The 17,952-nt window shown below is 66.2% G+C and carries 16 protein-coding genes; 10 read left to right on the forward strand and 6 right to left on the reverse strand.

Annotated elements, in window-relative coordinates; all coding sequences use genetic code 11:
• Positions 1–7: 7 nt before the first annotated feature.
• On the forward strand, positions 8–478 hold the full coding sequence (locus BLS74_RS14760; RefSeq protein ID WP_244503881.1) for a tetratricopeptide repeat protein: 471 nt from the start codon (positions 8–10) through the stop codon (positions 476–478).
• A gap of 6 nt (positions 479–484) precedes the next feature.
• Here BLS74_RS14760 and BLS74_RS14765 read toward each other — a convergent pair whose 3' ends face one another.
• Together BLS74_RS14765 and BLS74_RS14770 are read right to left on the reverse strand one after the other, a co-directional pair.
• Complete coding sequence (locus BLS74_RS14765; RefSeq protein ID WP_093107451.1) at positions 485–1,381, reverse strand: SDR family oxidoreductase; 897 nt, start codon at positions 1,379–1,381, stop codon at positions 485–487.
• A gap of 26 nt (positions 1,382–1,407) precedes the next feature.
• Entirely contained in the window at positions 1,408–2,148 is a 741-nt protein-coding gene (locus tag BLS74_RS14770; RefSeq protein WP_093107453.1) for an SDR family oxidoreductase, read from the reverse strand.
• Positions 2,149–2,299: 151 nt separating this feature from the next.
• On the opposite strand from BLS74_RS14770, the gene BLS74_RS14775 reads away from it, so the two are divergent.
• Positions 2,300–3,193 (forward strand): LysR family transcriptional regulator, encoded by an 894-nt coding sequence (locus tag BLS74_RS14775; RefSeq protein ID WP_093107455.1) that lies wholly within the window; start codon positions 2,300–2,302, stop codon positions 3,191–3,193.
• A gap of 9 nt (positions 3,194–3,202) precedes the next feature.
• Here BLS74_RS14775 and BLS74_RS14780 read toward each other — a convergent pair whose 3' ends face one another.
• Positions 3,203–3,790 (reverse strand): 2'-5' RNA ligase family protein, encoded by a 588-nt coding sequence (locus BLS74_RS14780; RefSeq protein ID WP_093107457.1) that lies wholly within the window; start codon positions 3,788–3,790, stop codon positions 3,203–3,205.
• A complete protein-coding gene (locus BLS74_RS14785) occupies positions 3,790–5,133 on the reverse strand; it encodes an MFS transporter (RefSeq protein WP_093107458.1) in 1,344 nt (447 codons plus the stop codon). The genes BLS74_RS14780 and BLS74_RS14785 overlap by 1 nt, the downstream gene beginning before the upstream one ends.
• A gap of 172 nt (positions 5,134–5,305) precedes the next feature.
• Here BLS74_RS14785 and cyoA point away from each other — a divergent pair, with 172 nt between their 5' ends.
• The 8 genes from cyoA (at position 5,306) to BLS74_RS14825 (ending at position 12,834) form a co-directional block, all read left to right on the forward strand.
• Positions 5,306–6,364, forward strand: coding sequence for a ubiquinol oxidase subunit II (gene cyoA, locus BLS74_RS14790; protein ID WP_093107460.1), 1,059 nt, complete (start codon positions 5,306–5,308; stop codon positions 6,362–6,364).
• Positions 6,365–6,377: 13 nt separating this feature from the next.
• Positions 6,378–8,381: a cytochrome o ubiquinol oxidase subunit I gene (gene cyoB, locus BLS74_RS14795; RefSeq protein ID WP_170855606.1), complete on the forward strand. Its 2,004-nt coding sequence runs from the start codon at positions 6,378–6,380 to the stop codon at positions 8,379–8,381.
• Complete coding sequence (gene cyoC, locus BLS74_RS14800) at positions 8,374–9,015, forward strand: cytochrome o ubiquinol oxidase subunit III (RefSeq protein ID WP_093107464.1); 642 nt, start codon at positions 8,374–8,376, stop codon at positions 9,013–9,015. Before cyoB ends, cyoC begins: the two co-directional genes overlap by 8 nt.
• Entirely contained in the window at positions 9,012–9,392 is a 381-nt protein-coding gene (gene cyoD / locus BLS74_RS14805; protein ID WP_093107466.1) for a cytochrome o ubiquinol oxidase subunit IV, read from the forward strand. Before cyoC ends, cyoD begins: the two co-directional genes overlap by 4 nt.
• Before the next feature lie 29 nt (positions 9,393–9,421).
• Positions 9,422–10,162 (forward strand): SURF1 family protein, encoded by a 741-nt coding sequence (locus tag BLS74_RS14810; RefSeq protein WP_093107468.1) that lies wholly within the window; start codon positions 9,422–9,424, stop codon positions 10,160–10,162.
• Positions 10,146–11,444: an ATP-binding protein gene (locus tag BLS74_RS14815; protein ID WP_093107470.1), complete on the forward strand. Its 1,299-nt coding sequence runs from the start codon at positions 10,146–10,148 to the stop codon at positions 11,442–11,444. The genes BLS74_RS14810 and BLS74_RS14815 overlap by 17 nt, the downstream gene beginning before the upstream one ends.
• A complete protein-coding gene (locus BLS74_RS14820) occupies positions 11,434–11,973 on the forward strand; it encodes a response regulator transcription factor (RefSeq protein ID WP_093107472.1) in 540 nt (179 codons plus the stop codon). The genes BLS74_RS14815 and BLS74_RS14820 overlap by 11 nt, the downstream gene beginning before the upstream one ends.
• A gap of 174 nt (positions 11,974–12,147) precedes the next feature.
• Positions 12,148–12,834 carry an EAL domain-containing protein gene (locus tag BLS74_RS14825; protein ID WP_244503882.1) on the forward strand — a complete coding sequence of 229 codons (687 nt, stop codon included), beginning with the start codon at positions 12,148–12,150 and terminating at the stop codon, positions 12,832–12,834.
• Positions 12,835–12,838: 4 nt separating this feature from the next.
• Here the strand turns inward: BLS74_RS14825 and BLS74_RS14830 are convergent, their stop codons facing one another.
• Positions 12,839–14,725 carry a GspE/PulE family protein gene (locus BLS74_RS14830; RefSeq protein ID WP_093107476.1) on the reverse strand — a complete coding sequence of 629 codons (1,887 nt, stop codon included), beginning with the start codon at positions 14,723–14,725 and terminating at the stop codon, positions 12,839–12,841.
• Positions 14,726–14,730: 5 nt separating this feature from the next.
• A complete protein-coding gene (locus tag BLS74_RS14835; RefSeq protein WP_093107478.1) occupies positions 14,731–17,871 on the reverse strand; it encodes a sensor domain-containing diguanylate cyclase in 3,141 nt (1,046 codons plus the stop codon).
• Positions 17,872–17,952: the final 81 nt, after the last annotated feature.

A 17,952-nucleotide genomic window follows, 5' to 3' on the forward strand; every position in this document is an offset into this window, starting at 1 on the left:
CATGAGGATGCTCCATCGATTCGCCGCCTGCGTCCTGCTCGCCGCCCTCTCGCTGCAGCCGGCGCTCGCGGCCGATACCGACTCGACGCCGCCCGCGCTTCGGCTGGCGGCCGCCAGGGCGCAGATCACGGCCAAGAACTGGCCGGCGGCCATTGCCGAACTCAAGCGGGTGAACGACCCGCGCAGCGCCGACTGGAACAACCTGATGGGCTACAGCCTGCGCAAGAACAAGTCCGCACCGGACCTGGAAGGCGCGGAGCGCTTCTACGACGCCGCCCTGCGCATCGACCCCAACCACCGCGGCGCGCTCGAATATTCGGGCGAGCTCTATCTCGTGAAGGGCGATCTGCCGAAGGCCGAGGAGCGCCATGCGCGGCTGGTGAAGCTGTGCACCGTGCCCTGCGAGGAGCTCGATGACCTCAGCAAGGCGATCGAGAAGTACAAGGCCGCGGGCGGCAAGTACGTTCCGGAGGAATAGCCGCGCTCAGGCCCGGATCGCGGGCTCGAGCAGGTCGGCGATCCCGATGCGCGCCGCGAAGGCTTCGCGCACGCGCTCGGCCACTTCGGTCACGGCGCCCGCGCCGTCGTCGATGAAATCGATCACCGAGCGGAACGGCCGCTCGCCGGCCGGCAGCCCGATGATGCGCGCGATCTCGTCCGCCACGGCTTGCGGGTCGGCATGCGAGGGCATCAGTGCGCTGAGCTTGGCGCCCACCTGGTCCATGAGCCCGTCGTAGCGCGCGTAGGCCGCCACGGTCGCCGCATCCGCCGGCTTGCCCGCATTCTGGAAATGCGCGGTGCCGCTGGTGAAGGCGCCGGGCACCACGATCGAGGTCTCGATGCCGAAGCGCGCGAGTTCGTAGGACATCGTGACAGCCAACGAATCCATCGCCGCCTTGGCTGCCGCATACGGCCCCATGAAGGGCGGGAAGCCGCCACGCACCGTGGTGCTGCTGACCCACAGCACGAGCCCGGACTGCCGGCCGCGCATCACGGGCAGCACGGCCTTGTTGACACGCTGCGTGCCGAGCACGTTGGTGTCGAACACCTTGACCATCTCCTCCGGCGTGAAGGCCTCGGTCGGCCCGACCACGAGATGGCCCGCGTTGTGGACGACGACGTCGAGCCGGCCCTGTTCGCCGACGATGGTCGCAACCGCTTCGTCGGCGGAGGCCTGCGAGAGCACGTCGAGCTCGATCGCGCGGATGTCGTGGCCGCCTGCAAAACCCCAGTCGCGCAGCTCGCGCACGCGCGCTGAGTTGCGGCCGGCGATGTCGCGCATGCTGGCGTAGACGACGTGGCCCTGCGCCGCGAGCGCGCGGGCCGTGAGATGGCCGATGCCGGTGGAGGCGCCGGTCACGAGGATGACGGATTTCTTCATGGTGTTGCTTTCTGTGTGAGAGGAGTTCAGACCAGGCCGCCGTTGGCGCGCAGGGTCTGGCCGTTGACCCAGCCGGCCTGCGGGCCGACGAGCAAGGCCACCGTGTTGGCGATGTCTTCCGGCGTGCCCAGGCGTTCCAGCGGCACGGCCTTGGCGAAGCGCTCGACGGCTTCGGGCGACTTGCCGTCGAGGAACAGCGCGGTGGCCGTGGGGCCCGGCGCGACGGCGTTGACCGTGATGCCCTTGCCGCGCAGCTCCTTGGCGAGGATGTTGGTCATGACCTCGATCGCGGCCTTGGTCGCGCCGTAGATCGCGTAGCCCGGCAGGCCGAGGCCGATCACGCTGGTCGAGAAGTTGAGGATGCGCCCACCGGTCTGCAGGCGCGTCGTCGCCTCGCGCATCGTGTTGAAGCTGCCCTTGACGTTGACCGAGAACAGCCGGTCGAAGGTGGCGTCGTCGGTGTCGGCCAGCTGCGGCAGCGCCGGCGGCATGACGCCGGCGTTGTTGACCAGCACGTCGACGCGGCCGTAGGCGGCGATCGCTTCGTCGAAGAGGCGGCGCGCCGCGGCCGGATCGGCCACGTCGGCCTGCACGGCGACGGCCCGGCCGCCGGCGGCGGCGATGCCGTCCACGACCTTGGCGGCTTCCTGCGCATTGCCGGCGTAGTTGACGACCACGGCATAGCCGTCGGCGGCGAGGCGGCTGGCGATGGCGGCGCCGATGCCGCGGGATGCGCCGGTGACGATGGCGACTTGCGATGTGTTCATGGCTGAGCTCCTGGAAGGGTTGGTTGAGGGCTGGTCCGCTTGCTTCTTCGCGGGTCAGTGGGATGGATTGTTCTGTTTAATCAGAAGCAGATAAATGCAGTAGATTCGCCATCACTGTCCAAAAATCACAAACAATCAAGGAAGGCTGAAGATGGACCGCCTCGATGCCATGCGCGTCTTCGTCCGCATCGTCGACCTGCAGAGCTTCACGCGCGCGGCCGACGACCTGCAGCTGCCGCGCGCGACGGTCACGCACACCATCCAGCAACTCGAAAAGCGCCTCGGCGCACGCCTCCTGCACCGCACCACGCGGCATGTGAGCGCCACGCTGGATGGCGAGGCCTATTACCAGCGCTGCCAGCAACTGCTGTCGGACTTCGAGGAATCGGAGTCGGTCTTCCGCAGTTCGGCGGCCAAACCCAAGGGCAAGCTGCGCGTCGACCTGCAGGGCACGCTCGCCATGCATTTCCTGCTGCCGCACATCGGCGAGTTCTTTGCGCGCTACCCCGACATCGAAGTCGAGATCGGCCTCGGCGACCGGCTGGTGGACCTGGTGCGCGAAAGCATCGACTGCGTGCTGCGCGCCGGCGAGCCGCGCGAGTCGAGCATGGTGGGCCGGCGCGTCGCGCTGCTCGAGCAGGTGACCTGCGCCAGCGCCGCTTATCTCGAACAATTCGGCGAACCCCGCACGCCGGAGGAGTTCCGGGCCCACCGCGCGGTCAACTATGCGAGCGGCAGCGGCAAGGTGCTGCCCTTCGAGTTCATGGTGGACGGCGAGCGGCGCACGATGCAATTGCGCGGCTCGGCGACGGTGAGCCATGCCGATGCCTACGCGGCTTGCTGCGCGGCCGGCCTGGGCTTCGCGCAGATGCCGCGCTATCACGTGGAACGGGAGCTCGCGGCCGGGACGCTGCGCGAAGTGCTGGCCGAGTTCCGGCCTCCGCCGATGCCGGTGTCGGTGATGTATCCGCATCACAGGCAGCTGTCGCCGCGCGTGCGGGTCTTCGTGGACTGGGTCGCGGACCGGATGCAGCGCGGCGGCTGAACCCCGCGCTCAGCCGCCCAAAGGCAAGCGCGCCAGCACCTCGTGCCGGCTCTGGCCGATCAGGCTGCGCACGAGAACGAACTCGTGCGCGGTCCAGGTGATGGACTCGATCGGTCGCGCGGCAACGTGGCGGTCGTCGTACAGCAGCGTCAGGTGCGGCGTGTAGTGCTCGCGGCCGCCGTGACCGAGGCCGATCTGCGCCATCGCGCGGTCCAGGGCTTGCTGCAGCGTCTTCACGCTCACCAAGCCGTCTTCGCCCAGCAGCACCAGCGGCATGTTGCGTGCCTTGCGCGAGAAGCTGCCGACGCGGTCGAAGCCGAGCTTGAAGGACGGCATGGCGGTCACCGCTTGCGCGACACTGACCGAAGCGTCGGCAAGCTCCTGCGGAAAGCGCGCAAAGGTGCCCACGACGTGCAGCGTCACATGGAAGCGCTTTGCGCCGAGCGGCTTGCCCTTCAGCCCGAAATCGCTCTGCAGATCGCGCACGAGCTTCTCGATGCGCGCGATGGCGGCCGCGTCAGGGAGCAGCGCAAAGAACAGCCGGTCGGTCGACGGTGGCCGAGCTGCCACGCCGTCGAGCGATGGCTGCACGGGCATCACGGCTGCTCGCGGGCCTCGAGTGCGCGATTGATGCCCAGCGCCGCCAGCGTGCACGCCGCGCCGGACAGCAGATAGACGCTGACGTAGGCGAGCCCGAAGTGCGCCGACAGGCCCAGCGCCACCAGCGGTGCGAACGCGGCGCCGATGAGCCAGGCCAGGTCCGAGGTGAGCGCAGCGCCGGTGTAGCGGTACTTGGAGATGAAATTGGAGGTCACGGTGCCCGAGGCCTGGCCGTAGGACAGGCCCAGCAGCACGAAGCCGACCAGGATGAAGACATCCTGGCCCACGGTGCCGCCGTCGAGCAGGATCGGCGCGAAGCCGCTGAAGACCGCGATCAGGATCGCGAGCGCGCCCAGCGTCTGGCGCCGACCCACGCGGTCGGCGATCCATCCGGAGGCGACGATGCCGCCGGCCGCCAGTACCGCGCCGACGATCTGGATGCCGAGGAATTCGGTGATGGACTGCTCCGAATACAGCCGGATCCACGACAGCGGGAACACGGTGATCAGGTGGAACAGCGCATAGCTCGCCAGCGCGGCGAAGGCGCCGATCAACAGGTTGGAACCCTGCGCGCGGACGAGCTCGACCACGTCGGTGGGTTCCAGCTCCTGCTCGTCGAGCAACACCTCGTACTCGTGCGTGACCACCAGCCGAAGGCGCGCGAACAGCGCCACCACATTGATGGCGAAGGCCACGAAGAAAGCGTAGCGCCATCCCCACGAAAGGAAGTCAGCCGGCGACAGGCTGGCATACAGGAAGGCGAACAGACCGCTGGCGATGATGAAGCCGACCGGCGCGCCGAGCTGGCCCAGCATCGAATACCAGCCTCGGCGGTTCGGCGGCGCGTTGAGCGCCAGCAGCGAGGGCAAGCCGTCCCAGGAGCCGCCCAGCGCGAGCCCTTGGCCGATGCGGAAAATCGAGAGCAGCACGATGGCCGCGAAACCCGCGGTCTCGTAACCGGGCAAAAATGCGATGCCGACGGTGGAGGTGCCCAGCAGGAACAGCGCCATGGTCAGCTTGGTGCCGCGCCCCCAACGGCGCTGGACCGCCATCGAGATCACGGTGCCGAAGGGCCGCGCGATAAAGGCGAAGGAAAAGATCACGAAGGCGTAAAGTGTTCCTTCCAGCAGGTCCTCGAACGGAAAGAACAGGGCCGGGAACACCAGCACCGACGCGATGCCATAGACGAAGAAGTCGAAGTACTCGGATGCGCGCCCGATGACCACGCCGACCGCGATTTCCCCGGGCGCCACCTTCGAATGGTCGGCAGTGATGAGGCGAGCATCCCTCTCGAGGGTCTCGGACGAGGGTTCGGAAGGGGCGTGGCTGATGCTGGACATCGTGCGTGCTTCGGGTTCAGGGGGCTTGCAAGGTCGCTCAGGGTCGCATCAGATGCGGTTTTACGCCATAGGACAAAACGTCCAATCGCCAAGCAGGGTCGATGGACGTACATTTTGCGCTCATCCGCAATCCGCGTTTTCCCGCGGCCTACGTTTTTTCCTCGCTCCAGGCATGCCACTCCTCAAGACCCTTCGCGGACCGGCTCTCCTCGTGCTCGCTGCCCTGCTGGCGGGCTGCAACATGGTGGTGCTGAACCCGTCCGGCGACGTGGCCGCCCAGCAGGGCCGGCTGATCGTGGTGTCCACGATGCTGATGCTGCTGATCATCGTGCCGGTCATCGCCCTGACCTTCTTCTTCGCCTGGAAGTACAGGGAGTCCAACACCGAGGCCACTTACAAGCCGGACTGGGACCATTCGACGCAGCTCGAACTGGTGATCTGGGCCGCGCCGCTCCTGATCATCATCGCGCTCGGTGCGCTGACCTGGATCAGCACGCACACGCTGGACCCCTACCGGCCGCTCGACCGCATCGACTCGCGACGCCCGGTGCCCGATAACGCGAAGCCGCTGGTGGTGGAGGTGGTGGCGCTCGACTGGAAATGGCTGTTTCTTTATCCGGAGCAAGGCATCGCCACGGTCAACGAGGTCGCGGCGCCGGTGGACGTGCCGATCCAGTTCCGGATCACGGCTTCGTCGGTCATGAACTCCTTCTACATCCCCGCGCTCGCCGGCCAGATCTATGCCATGCCCGGCATGGAAACCAAGCTGCACGCGGTCATGAACAAGGCCGGCACCTACGAAGGCATCTCCGCCAACTACAGCGGCGCCGGCTTCTCGGGCATGCGCTTCAAATTCCACGGCATGAGCCGTGCCGACTTCGATCGCTGGGTGCAGAAGAACAAGGCCGAAGGCCAGGCGCTCAGCCGCGAGGGCTACATGCAGCTCGAACGCCCGAGCGAGCGCGAGCCGGTGCGCCGCTACGCCAGCGTGGCGCCGGGCCTGTACGACGCCATCGTCAACCGCTGCGTGGAGCCCGGCAAGATGTGCATGAAGCACATGATGGCGGTCGATGCCAGCGGCGGCGCAGGCCGCGGCGGCTTGTCCCCGTTGGCCATGACGACCGTGCCGCGCGGCGAGCAAGGCCAGCCGATGCGCACCCTCGCCGCCGAAATCTGCACCATCGACAACCCGACCGGGGCGCCGCTCGCCGTCCGGACGACGATCCAGTAATCCGTTCATCACGATGCCCGACCATCCCGATCTGACCAAGCTCGTCTTCGGACGCCTCACCTGGGAGGCGATCCCCTACCACGAGCCGATCCTCATGGCGACCTTCGTCGCCGTCGTGCTGGGCGGCCTCGCCCTCCTGGGCGCGCTGAGCTACTACCGCGTCTGGGGCACGCTGTGGCGCGACTGGATCACCAGCATCGACCACAAGAAGATCGGCATCATGTACATCGTGCTCGGCCTGGTGATGCTGCTGCGCGGCTTCGCCGACGCGATCATGATGCGGCTGCAGCAGGCGATCGCCTTCGGCGACGCGGCGGGCTACCTGCCGCCGCACCACTACGACCAGGTCTTCACGGCCCACGGCGTGATCATGATCTTCTTCGTCGCCATGCCGCTGGTCACCGGGCTCATGAACTACGTCGTGCCGCTGCAGATCGGCGCGCGCGACGTGGCCTTCCCCTTCCTGAACAACTTCAGCTTCTGGATGACCGCGAGCGGCGCGGTGCTGGTGATGATGTCGCTGTTCGTCGGCGAGTTCGCCAAGACCGGCTGGCTCGCCTATCCGCCGCTGTCCGGCATTGCCTACAGTCCCGACGTCGGGGTCGACTACTACATATGGTCCTTGCAGGTCGCCGGGGTCGGCACCTTGCTGTCGGGCGTGAACCTGATCGCGACCATCGTGAAGATGCGTGCGCCCGGCATGACCCTGATGAAGATGCCGGTCTTCACCTGGACCGCGCTCTGCACCAACGTGCTGATCGTGGCCGCCTTCCCGGTGCTCACCGCGGTGCTGGCGCTGTTGTCGATGGACCGCTACGTCGGCACGAACTTCTTCACCAACGAGCTCGGCGGCAATCCGATGATGTACGTCAACCTCATCTGGATCTGGGGCCATCCGGAGGTGTACATCCTGATCCTGCCGGTGTTCGGCGTGTTCTCGGAGGTGGTGTCCACCTTCAGCGGCAAGCGCCTGTTCGGCTATGCGTCGATGGTCTACGCGACGGTCGTGATCACCATCCTCTCGTACCTGGTGTGGCTGCACCACTTCTTCACCATGGGGTCGGGCGCCAGCGTCAACTCTTTCTTCGGCATCACCACGATGATCATCTCGATCCCGACGGGGGCGAAGATCTTCAACTGGCTGTTCACGATGTACCGCGGGCGCATCCGCTTCGAGGTGCCGATGCTGTGGACGATCGGCTTCATGGTCACCTTCGTGATCGGCGGCATGACCGGCGTGCTGCTCGCGGTGCCGCCGGCCGACTTCGTGCTGCACAACAGCCTGTTTTTGATCGCGCACTTCCACAACGTGATCATCGGCGGCGTGGTGTTCGGCGCCTTCGCCGGCATCACCTACTGGTTCCCGAAGGTCTCCGGCTTCAAGCTCGACCCGTTCTGGGGCAAGTGCTCGTTCTGGTTCTGGCTGACCGGCTTCTACTTCGCCTTCATGCCGCTGTACGTGCTCGGGCTGATGGGCGTCACGCGCCGGGTGAGCCATTTCGAGGATGCGTCGCTGCAGATCTGGTTCCAGATCGCCGCCTTCGGCGCCTTCCTGATCGCCTTGGGCATTCTCTCCTTCCTCATCCAGCTGGTCGTCAGCTTCCGCAAGCGCGAATCGCTGCGCGACACGACGGGCGACCCGTGGAGCGGCCGCACGCTGGAGTGGTCCACCTCCTCGCCGCCGCCGGCCTACAACTTCGCCTTCACGCCGCGCATCCACGACAACGACGCCTGGTGGGACATGAAGCAGCGCGGCTACGAGCGGCCGCTGGAAGGCTTCACCCCGATCCACATGCCGAAGAACACCGCCGCCGGCTTCGTGCTGGCCATGCTCAGCGCCGCCATGGGCTTCGCGCTCATCTGGCACATGTGGCTGCTGGCCGGCATGTCCTTCGCCGCGCTCCTGCTCGCGACCATCATCCACACCTTCAACTACAAGCGCGACTATCACATCCCGGTGGACGAGGTCGTCCGCACGGAAGGCGATCGCACCCGACTCCTGGCCGGCCATGTCTGAGATCACCGTCCCCTCCCCCCACGGCGCCGTGAGCGCCGCACCGAACCCGCTCTTCCACGTCGTGGACGAGCACCATCCCGAGAACGGCACGCTGCTCGGGTTCTGGCTCTACCTGATGAGCGACTGCCTGGTCTTCGCCTGCCTGTTCGCGATGTACGGCGTGCTGGGCCGCAGCTATGCAGCAGGCCCCTCGGGCGCCGACCTGTTCGAGCTGCCGCTGGTCGCGCTCAACACCTCGCTGCTGCTGCTGTCGTCGATCACCTACGGCTTCGCGATGCTCGAGATGCTGAAGAAGCGCACCGGCGCGACGCTGGCCTGGCTGGCCGTCACCGGCCTGCTGGGCGCGGGCTTCATCGGCATCGAGCTCTACGAGTTCGCGCACCTGATCCACGAAGGCGCCGGCCCGCAGCGCAGTGCCTTCCTGTCCTCCTTCTTCACGCTGGTGGGCACGCACGGCCTGCACGTGACTTTCGGCATCGTCTGGCTCGTCACGCTGATGATCCAGGTCGGCAAGCACGGGCTGATCCCCGAGAACCGGCGCAGGCTCCTGTGCCTGTCGATGTTCTGGCACTTCCTGGACGTCGTGTGGATCGGCGTCTTCACCTTCGTCTACCTGATGGGATCATTGTCATGAGCGATGCGCACGACGTTCACGAACACGACCCGCACGTCGAAGCGGACCTGCACATCAGCCTCAAGGGCTACCTGACCGGCTTCATCCTGTCGGTGATCCTGACCGCCATCCCCTTCTGGCTGGTGATGGGCAAGGTGTTCGACAAGCCCGGCCTCACGGCCTTCGTCATCCTGGGCTTCGCGGCCGTGCAGATCGTGGTCCACATGATCTACTTCCTGCACCTGAACGCCAAGTCGCAGGGCGGCTGGAACATGCTCGCGCTGATCTTCACGATCGTGCTGGTCGTGATCACCTTGAGCGGCTCGCTGTGGGTGATGTTCCACCTCAACCACAACATGATGCCGGCCTCGATGCACGAGATGCGCAACGCGCCTTGAGCGCAACGCGTTCCAGGCCGGCACTGGCGATGCTCGCCGTTGCCGGCGCCCTGCTCTTCATCCTGTTCCTGGCCTTGGGCACGTGGCAGCTCGAGCGGCGCAGCTGGAAGCTCCAGCTGATCGATCGCGTCGAAGGGCGCGTGCATGCGCCGCCGGCGGATGCACCCGCGCCCGCGCAATGGCCGCGCGTGAGTGCGGCCGACGACGAATACCGGCATGTGCGGCTGACAGGCCGCTTTCTCCACGAGCGTGAAACCCTGGTACAGGCCTCGACCGTGCTCGGCGCCGGCCACTGGGTGCTGACGCCGCTGCAGACCGCGCAGGGCTCGGTGGTGATGGTCAACCGCGGCTTCGTGCCGCCGCAGCGGCGCGAGCGCGCGAAGCGTACCAACGGTGAAGCGGCGGGCGAAGTCAGCATCATCGGCCTCTTGCGCATGACCGAGCCCGGCGGCGGCTTCCTGCGCCGCAACGATCCCGCGGCCGACCGCTGGTTCTCGCGCGACGTGCAGGCCATCGCCGCGGCGCGCGGCCTGGCGGAGGTGGCGCCCTTCTTCGTGGACGAGGATGCGCCTGCGCCGCAGCCGGCGAATGCAGCGGCCGAACCGCGCTGGCCGGCCGCCGGCTTGACGGTGATCGCCTTCCCCAACAACCATCTGGTCTACGCCATCACCTGGTATGCGCTGGCCCTCATGGTCGCGGGCGCGGCCTGGCTGGTGGCGCGCACGGAGCGCATCGCAACGAGAGCAAAGAGGGATGCAGCAGAACACTGAACCCGGCGACTCGGCAGGCCTGAAGAACATGCAGCAGCTGATCCAGCTGCGCTGGATGGCCGTCGGCGGCCAGATCCTGACCATTGCCATCGTCCATTTCGGCTTCGGCATCCGCCTGCCGCTGGACCACATGGGGGCGGCGCTGGCTTTTCTCGTGGCCTTCAACCTCTTCAGCCTGCTGCGCTGGCGCCGGCGGCAGGAGGTCGCGGACGGCGAGCTCTTCATCGCACTCCTGGTCGACGTCGGCACGCTGACCGTCCAGCTCTATCTCAGCGGCGGCGCCACCAACCCCTTCATCTTCCTGTACCTGCTGCAGGTCAGTCTCGGCGCCGTGCTGCTGCGCCCCGGCTACACCCGCACCATGGTCGCCGTCACCGCCGCCTGTTTCATGGGCCTGACCTTCGTCCATCGCCCGCTGGCGATTCCTATGGACAATGCGCGCGGGCTCGCCAGTCCGTACATCCAGGGGCTTCTGATCTGCTTCGCGCTCAACGCGGCGCTGCTGGCAATCTTCATCACGCGCATCAGCCGCAACCTGCGGGCGCGCGACGCGCACCTGGCGGACCTGCGCCAGCGCGCCGCCGAGGAAGAGCACATCGTGCGCATGGGCCTCTTGGCCTCCGGCGCGGCCCATGAGCTCGGCACGCCGCTGGCGACGCTGTCGGTGATCCTCGGCGACTGGCAGCGCATGCAGCCCTTTGCCGCCGAGCCCGAGCTACGGCAGGAGATCGAGGAGATGCAGGCCCAGGTGGCGCGCTGCAAGACCATCGTGAGCGGCATCCTGCTGTCGGCCGGCGAAGCGCGCGGCGAGTCGCCGGTGCAGACCACCGTCCGCGCCTTCCTCGACGGCCTGGTCGCGGAATGGCGCACCACGCGCTCGCCCGGCGCGCTGGCCTACGCCAACACCTTCGGCGACGACCTGCCCATCGTCTCGGATTCCGCGCTCAAGCAGACCATCTACAACGTGCTCGACAACGCGCTCGAGGCCTCGCCGGGCTGGGTCGGCCTCGATGCGGCGCGCGATGGCGACGAGCTGGTCCTGACCGTGTCCGATGCCGGCCCGGGCTTCGCACCCGGGATGCTGGCGCAGCTGGGCAAGCCTTATCAGTCAAGCAAGGGGCGCCCCGGCGGCGGCCTGGGCCTGTTCCTGGTCGTCAACGTGGCGCGCACCCTGGGCGGCAGCGTGGCGGCGCACAATCGGCCGGAAGGTGGTGCCGCCGTGACACTGCGCCTGCCGCTGGCGGCGATCCAATTCGAGGAGATCGCAGGCAATGGAAACTGACGAACGACTGCTGCTCATCGTCGAGGACGATGCGGCCTTTGCGCGCACCCTGTGCCGCTCTTTCGAGCGCCGCGGCTACACGGTGCTGCAGGCCACGGCCGCCGAGCAGGTGACGGAGATCCTGAAGACCCACTCGCCAGGCTATGCGGTCGTCGACCTCAAGCTCGCCGGCGGCGCCTCCGGGCTGGCCTGCGTCCAGATGCTGCATGCGCACGACGCGCAGATGCTGATCGTCGTGCTCACCGGCTACGCCAGCATCGCGACCGCCGTGGAAGCCATCAAGCTCGGTGCCTGCCACTACCTGGCCAAGCCCTCCAACACCGACGACATCGAGGCCGCCTTCGGCCGCGCCGAGGGCGATGTTGAGGTCGAACTGACCGAGCGCTCGACCTCGATCAAGACGCTCGAATGGGAGCGCATCCACGAAACGCTGGCCGAGACCGGCTTCAACATCTCCGAAACGGCCCGGCGCCTCGGCATGCATCGGCGCACGCTGGCGCGGAAGCTCGTGAAGCAACGGGTGAAGTAATACCAAGGTGCGACTTTTCGCTCGCCTGTGGTCACTTTGTATTTTTGCGCCACCGGACTACACAGGCTCGCCAGCACAATGCAGCCTTTACCAACACCGCCTGCGAGGTCCATGCCAGTGACAGCCGAAACAACCGCCGTTGCCGACTCCCCTGGCTTCGACTCGGGATTCACGATGGCCTTCCAGCCGATCGTCGACCTCGCCCGGCGGGAAATCTTTGCCCATGAAGCGCTGGTGCGCGGCCTGTCCGGAGAAGGCGCTTCCGAAGTGCTTGGGCGCGTGGGCCCGCAACAGCGCTTTGCCTTCCACGAAGCCTGCCGCGTGCGGGCCATCGAGATGGCCTCGGCGCTGGGCATGGAATCCAAGCTCAGCCTCAACGTCATGCCCAACGACGTGGCCGGGCAGGAAGAATGCTTTCGTACCGCCATGGCAACGGCCAAGCGCTGCAACTTTCCGATCAACCGCCTGATGTTCGAGATCACCGAGGGCGAGCGCGTCGAGGACCTGCCCGGTCTCGCGGCGGCCTTCCGCACCTTCAAACGCTACGGCTTCACCTCTGCCATCGACGACTTCGGCTCCGCCTACGCCGGCTTCGAGCTCCTCGCGGCCTTTCAGCCCGATGTGGTGAAGATCGACATAAGCCTGGTGCGGGACATCCACATTGACCCCGTCCGGGTGACCATCGTGAAAGGCTTCGTCGCCACCTGCGAGGAGCTTGAAATCAGGGTGATCGCGGAAGGTGTCGAAGCTTCGGAAGAAGTTCGCGTGCTGCGCGCGCTGGGCGTGGATCTGTTCCAGGGCTACCTGTTTGCCAGGCCTGCCGTCGCGGCGTTGCCGTCCGTGGCATGGGACGCCGCGTAAGCCTTCACACGTTGCTGGTCGCGCGCACTTCCTCGATCGTCGTTTGCCCTGAAAGAACCTTGGCGATGCCGTCCTGACGCAGGGTGCGCATGCCTTCGCGCAGCGCCGCTTCCTGCAGTTCTTCCGCGCGAGCGCCGTTTTGCACCAGGCGGCGCAGCGTTTTCGACATCACCATCAGCTCATGGATGCCGACGCGTCCCTTGAACCCGGTGTCGTCGCAGTGCTTGCATCCGGCGCTCGCGAAGCGCATGAGCCGCCCATCGCGGGCATGGCGGCGCTGCCAGGAATTGAGCACGGCCTCCCGTTCGGCCGGCGAATCCTTCTTCGCGAACGCGTGCAGGTAGTCGGCCAGCAGTTCCTCGGTCTCTTCCGGGCTCGCGGGGCGGCTGCTGATGCAGTGGGTGCAGAGGCGGCGCACCAGCCGCTGCGCCAGCACCGCCAGCAGCGAGTCGGCAAAGTTGAAGGGGTCCATCCCCATGTCCAGGAGCCGCGTCACGGTTTCGGGCGCGCTGTTGGTGTGCAGGGTCGAGAGCACGAGGTGGCCGGTCAGCGATGCCTCGATCGCGGTCTTGGCGGTTTCCTCGTCCCGGATCTCACCGACCATGATCACGTCCGGATCTGCGCGCACGAAGGCCCGCAAGGCCTTGGCGAAGGTCCAGTCGATGCGGGGGTTGACCTGCACCTGCCGCAGACCCGGCTGCGTGATCTCTATCGGGTCTTCGGCGGTCCAGATCTTTCGTTCCGGCGTGTTGATGTGCATGAGCGCCGAGTGCAGGGTCGTGGTCTTGCCCGAACCGGTGGGGCCGACGCAAAGCACCATGCCGTAGGGGCGCTCGACCGCCGCGGTGAAGCGCGCAAGATTGCGCTCCGAAAGCCCGAGCTGGTCCAGCGCGACGGGCTTGGCCGAAGCAAGAATGCGCATCACCACGTCTTCCAGCCCGTTGCTGGTCGGGACGGTCGCCACGCGCAGTTCGATGTGATGCTGCGGCGAGAACTTGGCGAAATTGATCTTGCCGTCCTGCGGCTTGCGCTTCTCGCTGATGTCGAGGTCGCACATGATCTTCACGCGTCCGACGATCGCGTTGCGGTAGCTGGGCGGAAGTTCCAGATAGGTGTAGAGCCTTCCGTCGCGGCGAAAACGGATGCGGGTTTTCTCCTGCCCCGGATAGCTCTCGATATGGATGTCCGACACGCCCTCGCGGTGCGCTTCGAGAATCATGCTGTTGATCATCCGCACCAGCGAGTTGTCCGATTGCTCGATCGGCGCCTCTTCGTCGACCGGAGGCGCGCGGCCTTCCTTCTCGAGGGTCTCCAGCAGTTCGCTGGTGCCGGCCAGGTCGAAGTCGATGGCCATCGGGTCGGCAGCTGCCGAGCGTCCGTCCGCCGGCGCGCCGATCTTCTCGTACGCCTTGTGCAGCACGCCGTCCAGGTCGCGGCACTGTCCGAGCACCGGGACCACCTTCATCTCGGCGATGAACTCCACTTCGTCGATGGCGGCATGCCGGCCAGTCGGATCGTCGAGCGCGAGGATGAGACGCCCCTCGTGAATCATCAGCGGCATCACCTGCAAGCGCCGCGCGACGCCATGGCTGATCTTGCGCAGGGCTTCGGCAGCGACCGGGAACAGATGCAGATTGACGAGGGGGTAGCCCATCTTTCGCACCAGCGCGGTCTGCAGCTGGGCACGGCTGACCACACCCATGCGCACCAGGGTCTCGCCCAGCGGCACGCTGCGATCGAGCTGCTGCTGCGCCAATGCGGCGCTCAACTGTTCGTCCGTGACCATGCCCAGGGACACCAGCGCCTGACCTATCCGCACGATCGGCATGCGGCTTTGCGCTGCGATCTCTTTCAACAACTGCTCTGGCGTAACGACTTCGGCAGACGGCATGGCCTCTAGCTCCTGTTCGATTGGCGCAGGGGATTCTGGGCCACCCCGGCGAAATTGTCAGCGGAGAACTCGAACCTGTTGCGCCCGGCCGCCTTTGCGCCATAGAGCGCGGCGTCCGCAAGCGCCAGCAGTTCTTCGGCCGTGACGGAAGAATCGGTCGCTTCATGAAATGCGATGCCGATGCTCGTCGTGACATCCAGCAGCCGGCCATCGACCTGGAACGCCGGAGCGTTGACCCGTCCGACGATCTTCCGCGCCACCGCCGCGGCCGCCTCCTGCGTGCTCGGGTTCTCGAGCACGATGACGAATTCGTCGCCGGCGAGCCGCGCCACGGTGTCGGTGCTGCGCACGCTGGCCAGCAGGCGTCCTGCGTATTCGCTCAGTACCTCGTCGCCAGCCGCGTGGCCGAGCGTGTCGTTGATCGATTTGAAATGGTCGATGTCCAGAAACATCAGCGCGATGGTGCTGCCCGTGCGCCTGGCACGCGCGATGGCGTTCGGAAGATACTCGTTGAAGGCGAGCCGGTTCGGCAAGCCCGTCAGCGTATCGACCCGCGCCAGCTCGATCAGCTGGCGCTCCACCTGCTTGAGCGCAGTGATGTCCAGGCTGAGCGAGAAAATGCCATGCGTCGAGCCGTCGACGCCGATGTGGGGCACGTAGATGACGTGGGTGATGCGATCGAAATCCTCTCTCTTGGTCTTGGCTTCGAATTCGACACGCTCGCCCGCCAGCGCACGCTCGAGCATGGCCTTGCGGGCCAGGTACAGCTCGGGGCCTGCCACGTCGCGGATATGGCGGCCCACGAGCGCGGACGGATCGAGTCCCAGCCATTCGCGGTAGGTCGCGTTCGCGAAAGTGATCTTCTGCTCGCGGTCGATGTACGTGATCAGCGCCGGCAGGTTGTCCGTGATGGTGCGCAAGCGCATTTCGCTTTCAGCCTGGCGCAGCTCCGCTTCCTTCAGCGCGGTGATGTCGAAGGTCATCAGGTAGAAGCCCAGCACCTGCCCCTGCAGATCCTTGTCCGGGATCAGATTCACCTGGAAGTAGCCGTCCTTGCCGCGAAGCGGCGCCTGGACTGGAAAGCGCACCGCCTTTCCTGCCAGCACCATGGGAATGTGCGGCACGTGCTGCGCGTACACCTCCTCGCCCATCGCGGACCGCAAGGTCACGCCGTCGAGCGGACCATCGCCCAAGCCGGCCATCTGCCGCGCCCGACTGTTGCCGAAGTGGCAGTTCTCCTCGCGATCGAAATAACCCACCAGCGCCGGAATGCTGTCGGTGACGTCGCGCAGCCGCTTCTCCTGCTCGCTGAGCGCCTTGCGTACCCTGACCTCGTCGGTGATATCGAAGGTCATTGCGAACACGCCCTGCACCATGCCGACATCGTCCTGGTCGGGGATGTAGTGGGCCTTGTAGGTCCGGTCGCCGATGCCCAGCGCCGAATCGCCGCTTTTTTCGACGATCACGGTTTCGCCCGCGAGCGCACGGCGGTAGTAAGGCTCGACCACGGCGAAGTCCGCCTTCCCGCGAACCTCGGACATCAACCTGCCGACCATCGCATCGTTCTTGTGCAGCGCCTTGATGTGGGCGTTGACAAAGGTGTACCGCAACGAAGCGTCGACGTGCGAAACCAGTGCCGGAATGCTGTCCGCAATGGTGCGGATCTGCGCCTCGCTGTGCGCGAGACTGAGCTCGATGCGCTTGCGCTCCGTCACGTCGGAGGTCATCGCGTAGTAGCCGCGGACCGATCCCGATCGATCGCGATCCGGGATGAGATCGGTCTGGAAAAAACGCGCCTGCTCGCCGCCCCTCACCGAGCCTCTTCGCTCGAAAGTCACGGGCTCGCCGGCCAACACCCGCTGGAGGTAGCGGTCCGGAATGACGCTGTCGTCCGCGCCGTGCATGCCTTGCGCGGGTTGGCCGACGAGCTCGGATGCGCTGCGGCCCAGCTTGTCGCACAGGCGGGCATTCACGAAGCCGAAGCGTCCATGGGCATCCACATGCGACACCATGGCGGGGAGGTGGTCGGTGATGTCGCGCAGGAATTTTTCGCTGGATTGCCGCTCTCGCATCAGCTCGTCGAAGGTTCGCGAAAGATCGCCGATCTCATCGCGCGGGTAACTGCGTGGCGTTGCAACTTCGGCGGGTGCGGCTTGCGCATCCCGCATGTGCCGGTGCAGTTCCGTCAGCGGCTTCAGCTGGCGTCGCACGACGACCAGCGCCAGCGTGCCCGCCAGCAGGGCAAGCACGAGCGCCCCGCCCCAGGCCGCGCGCTCGATGGCATCGATCCGGGCGAAGGCCTCCTGGCGCGGATACATCGAGCCCAGAACCCAGTTGGCGTGGCGGATGCGCTTGAAGGCGTACAGGCCATGCACGCCGGCATCGTTGAGCCCCTCGGTCTTGCCCTCGAAGCCCGCGATCGCGCGATCGATTTCAGGGTTGCCAGCGTTCTCTGCGCTGGAGCGGTTCAGGACGCGCGCCTCGCGGGGATGGTCGACCACGACGCCGTCCGTGGTCGTGATGAACAGGTAGCCGGTCTCGCCGAACTTGATGTCGGCGAGCGAGCCCAGAATATTCCGTTCCTTCAGGTTGATGGAGCCCGAGATCACGAACTGCACGCCTCCGGTACCGTCCATCACGGGTTCCGTGATCGCCACCTGCGCCAGGCCGTTGATCCGGTTGCGGTACGGTTGCGAGATCACGCCGGCCATGGATCTGACCGTGTCCGAAAAATACGCACGGTCCTTGATGTTCAACCGGCCGATCTGTTGCGCGCCGTTGAAGTTGGCCACCAGATTGCCATCGAGGTCCAGGAGGGCGACGTTGTCGAAGGCTGCTCGAAGGGACTCGTGTTGTTTCAGGAAGGCCTGCAGCGGCGCAGCGTTCGTGAATCCCTGCGTCTCCACGCTTTCGGCGAAGGTCTTCAGCAGGGTTCGCCGGCTCGCGAACTTCTGGTCTACCGCCTCCGCAATGGTCGATACGCGCGCGAACTGCTCGTTCGCAATCGACGCCTGCATGCTGGCCTTGACCAGGTGCAACGCGATCGTCGCAATCGTGAACGTGGCTGCCAGCACCACCGCAGCGACGCCCAGACTCAGGCGCGTATTCAGGCTGATGCGGCGGTTTTTTAGAACGGATGGATTCATTCGATAGGCGAGCCGGCGCACCGACGTGGCAGGAGCTTCCCTGATCTGCGCTGCGCAAGCAAGCAGGGTGCATTCCTGAAT

Origin of the sequence: Variovorax sp. CF079 (genome assembly GCF_900101545.1) — a bacterium.
Lineage (GTDB): Bacteria > Pseudomonadota > Gammaproteobacteria > Burkholderiales > Burkholderiaceae_C > Variovorax.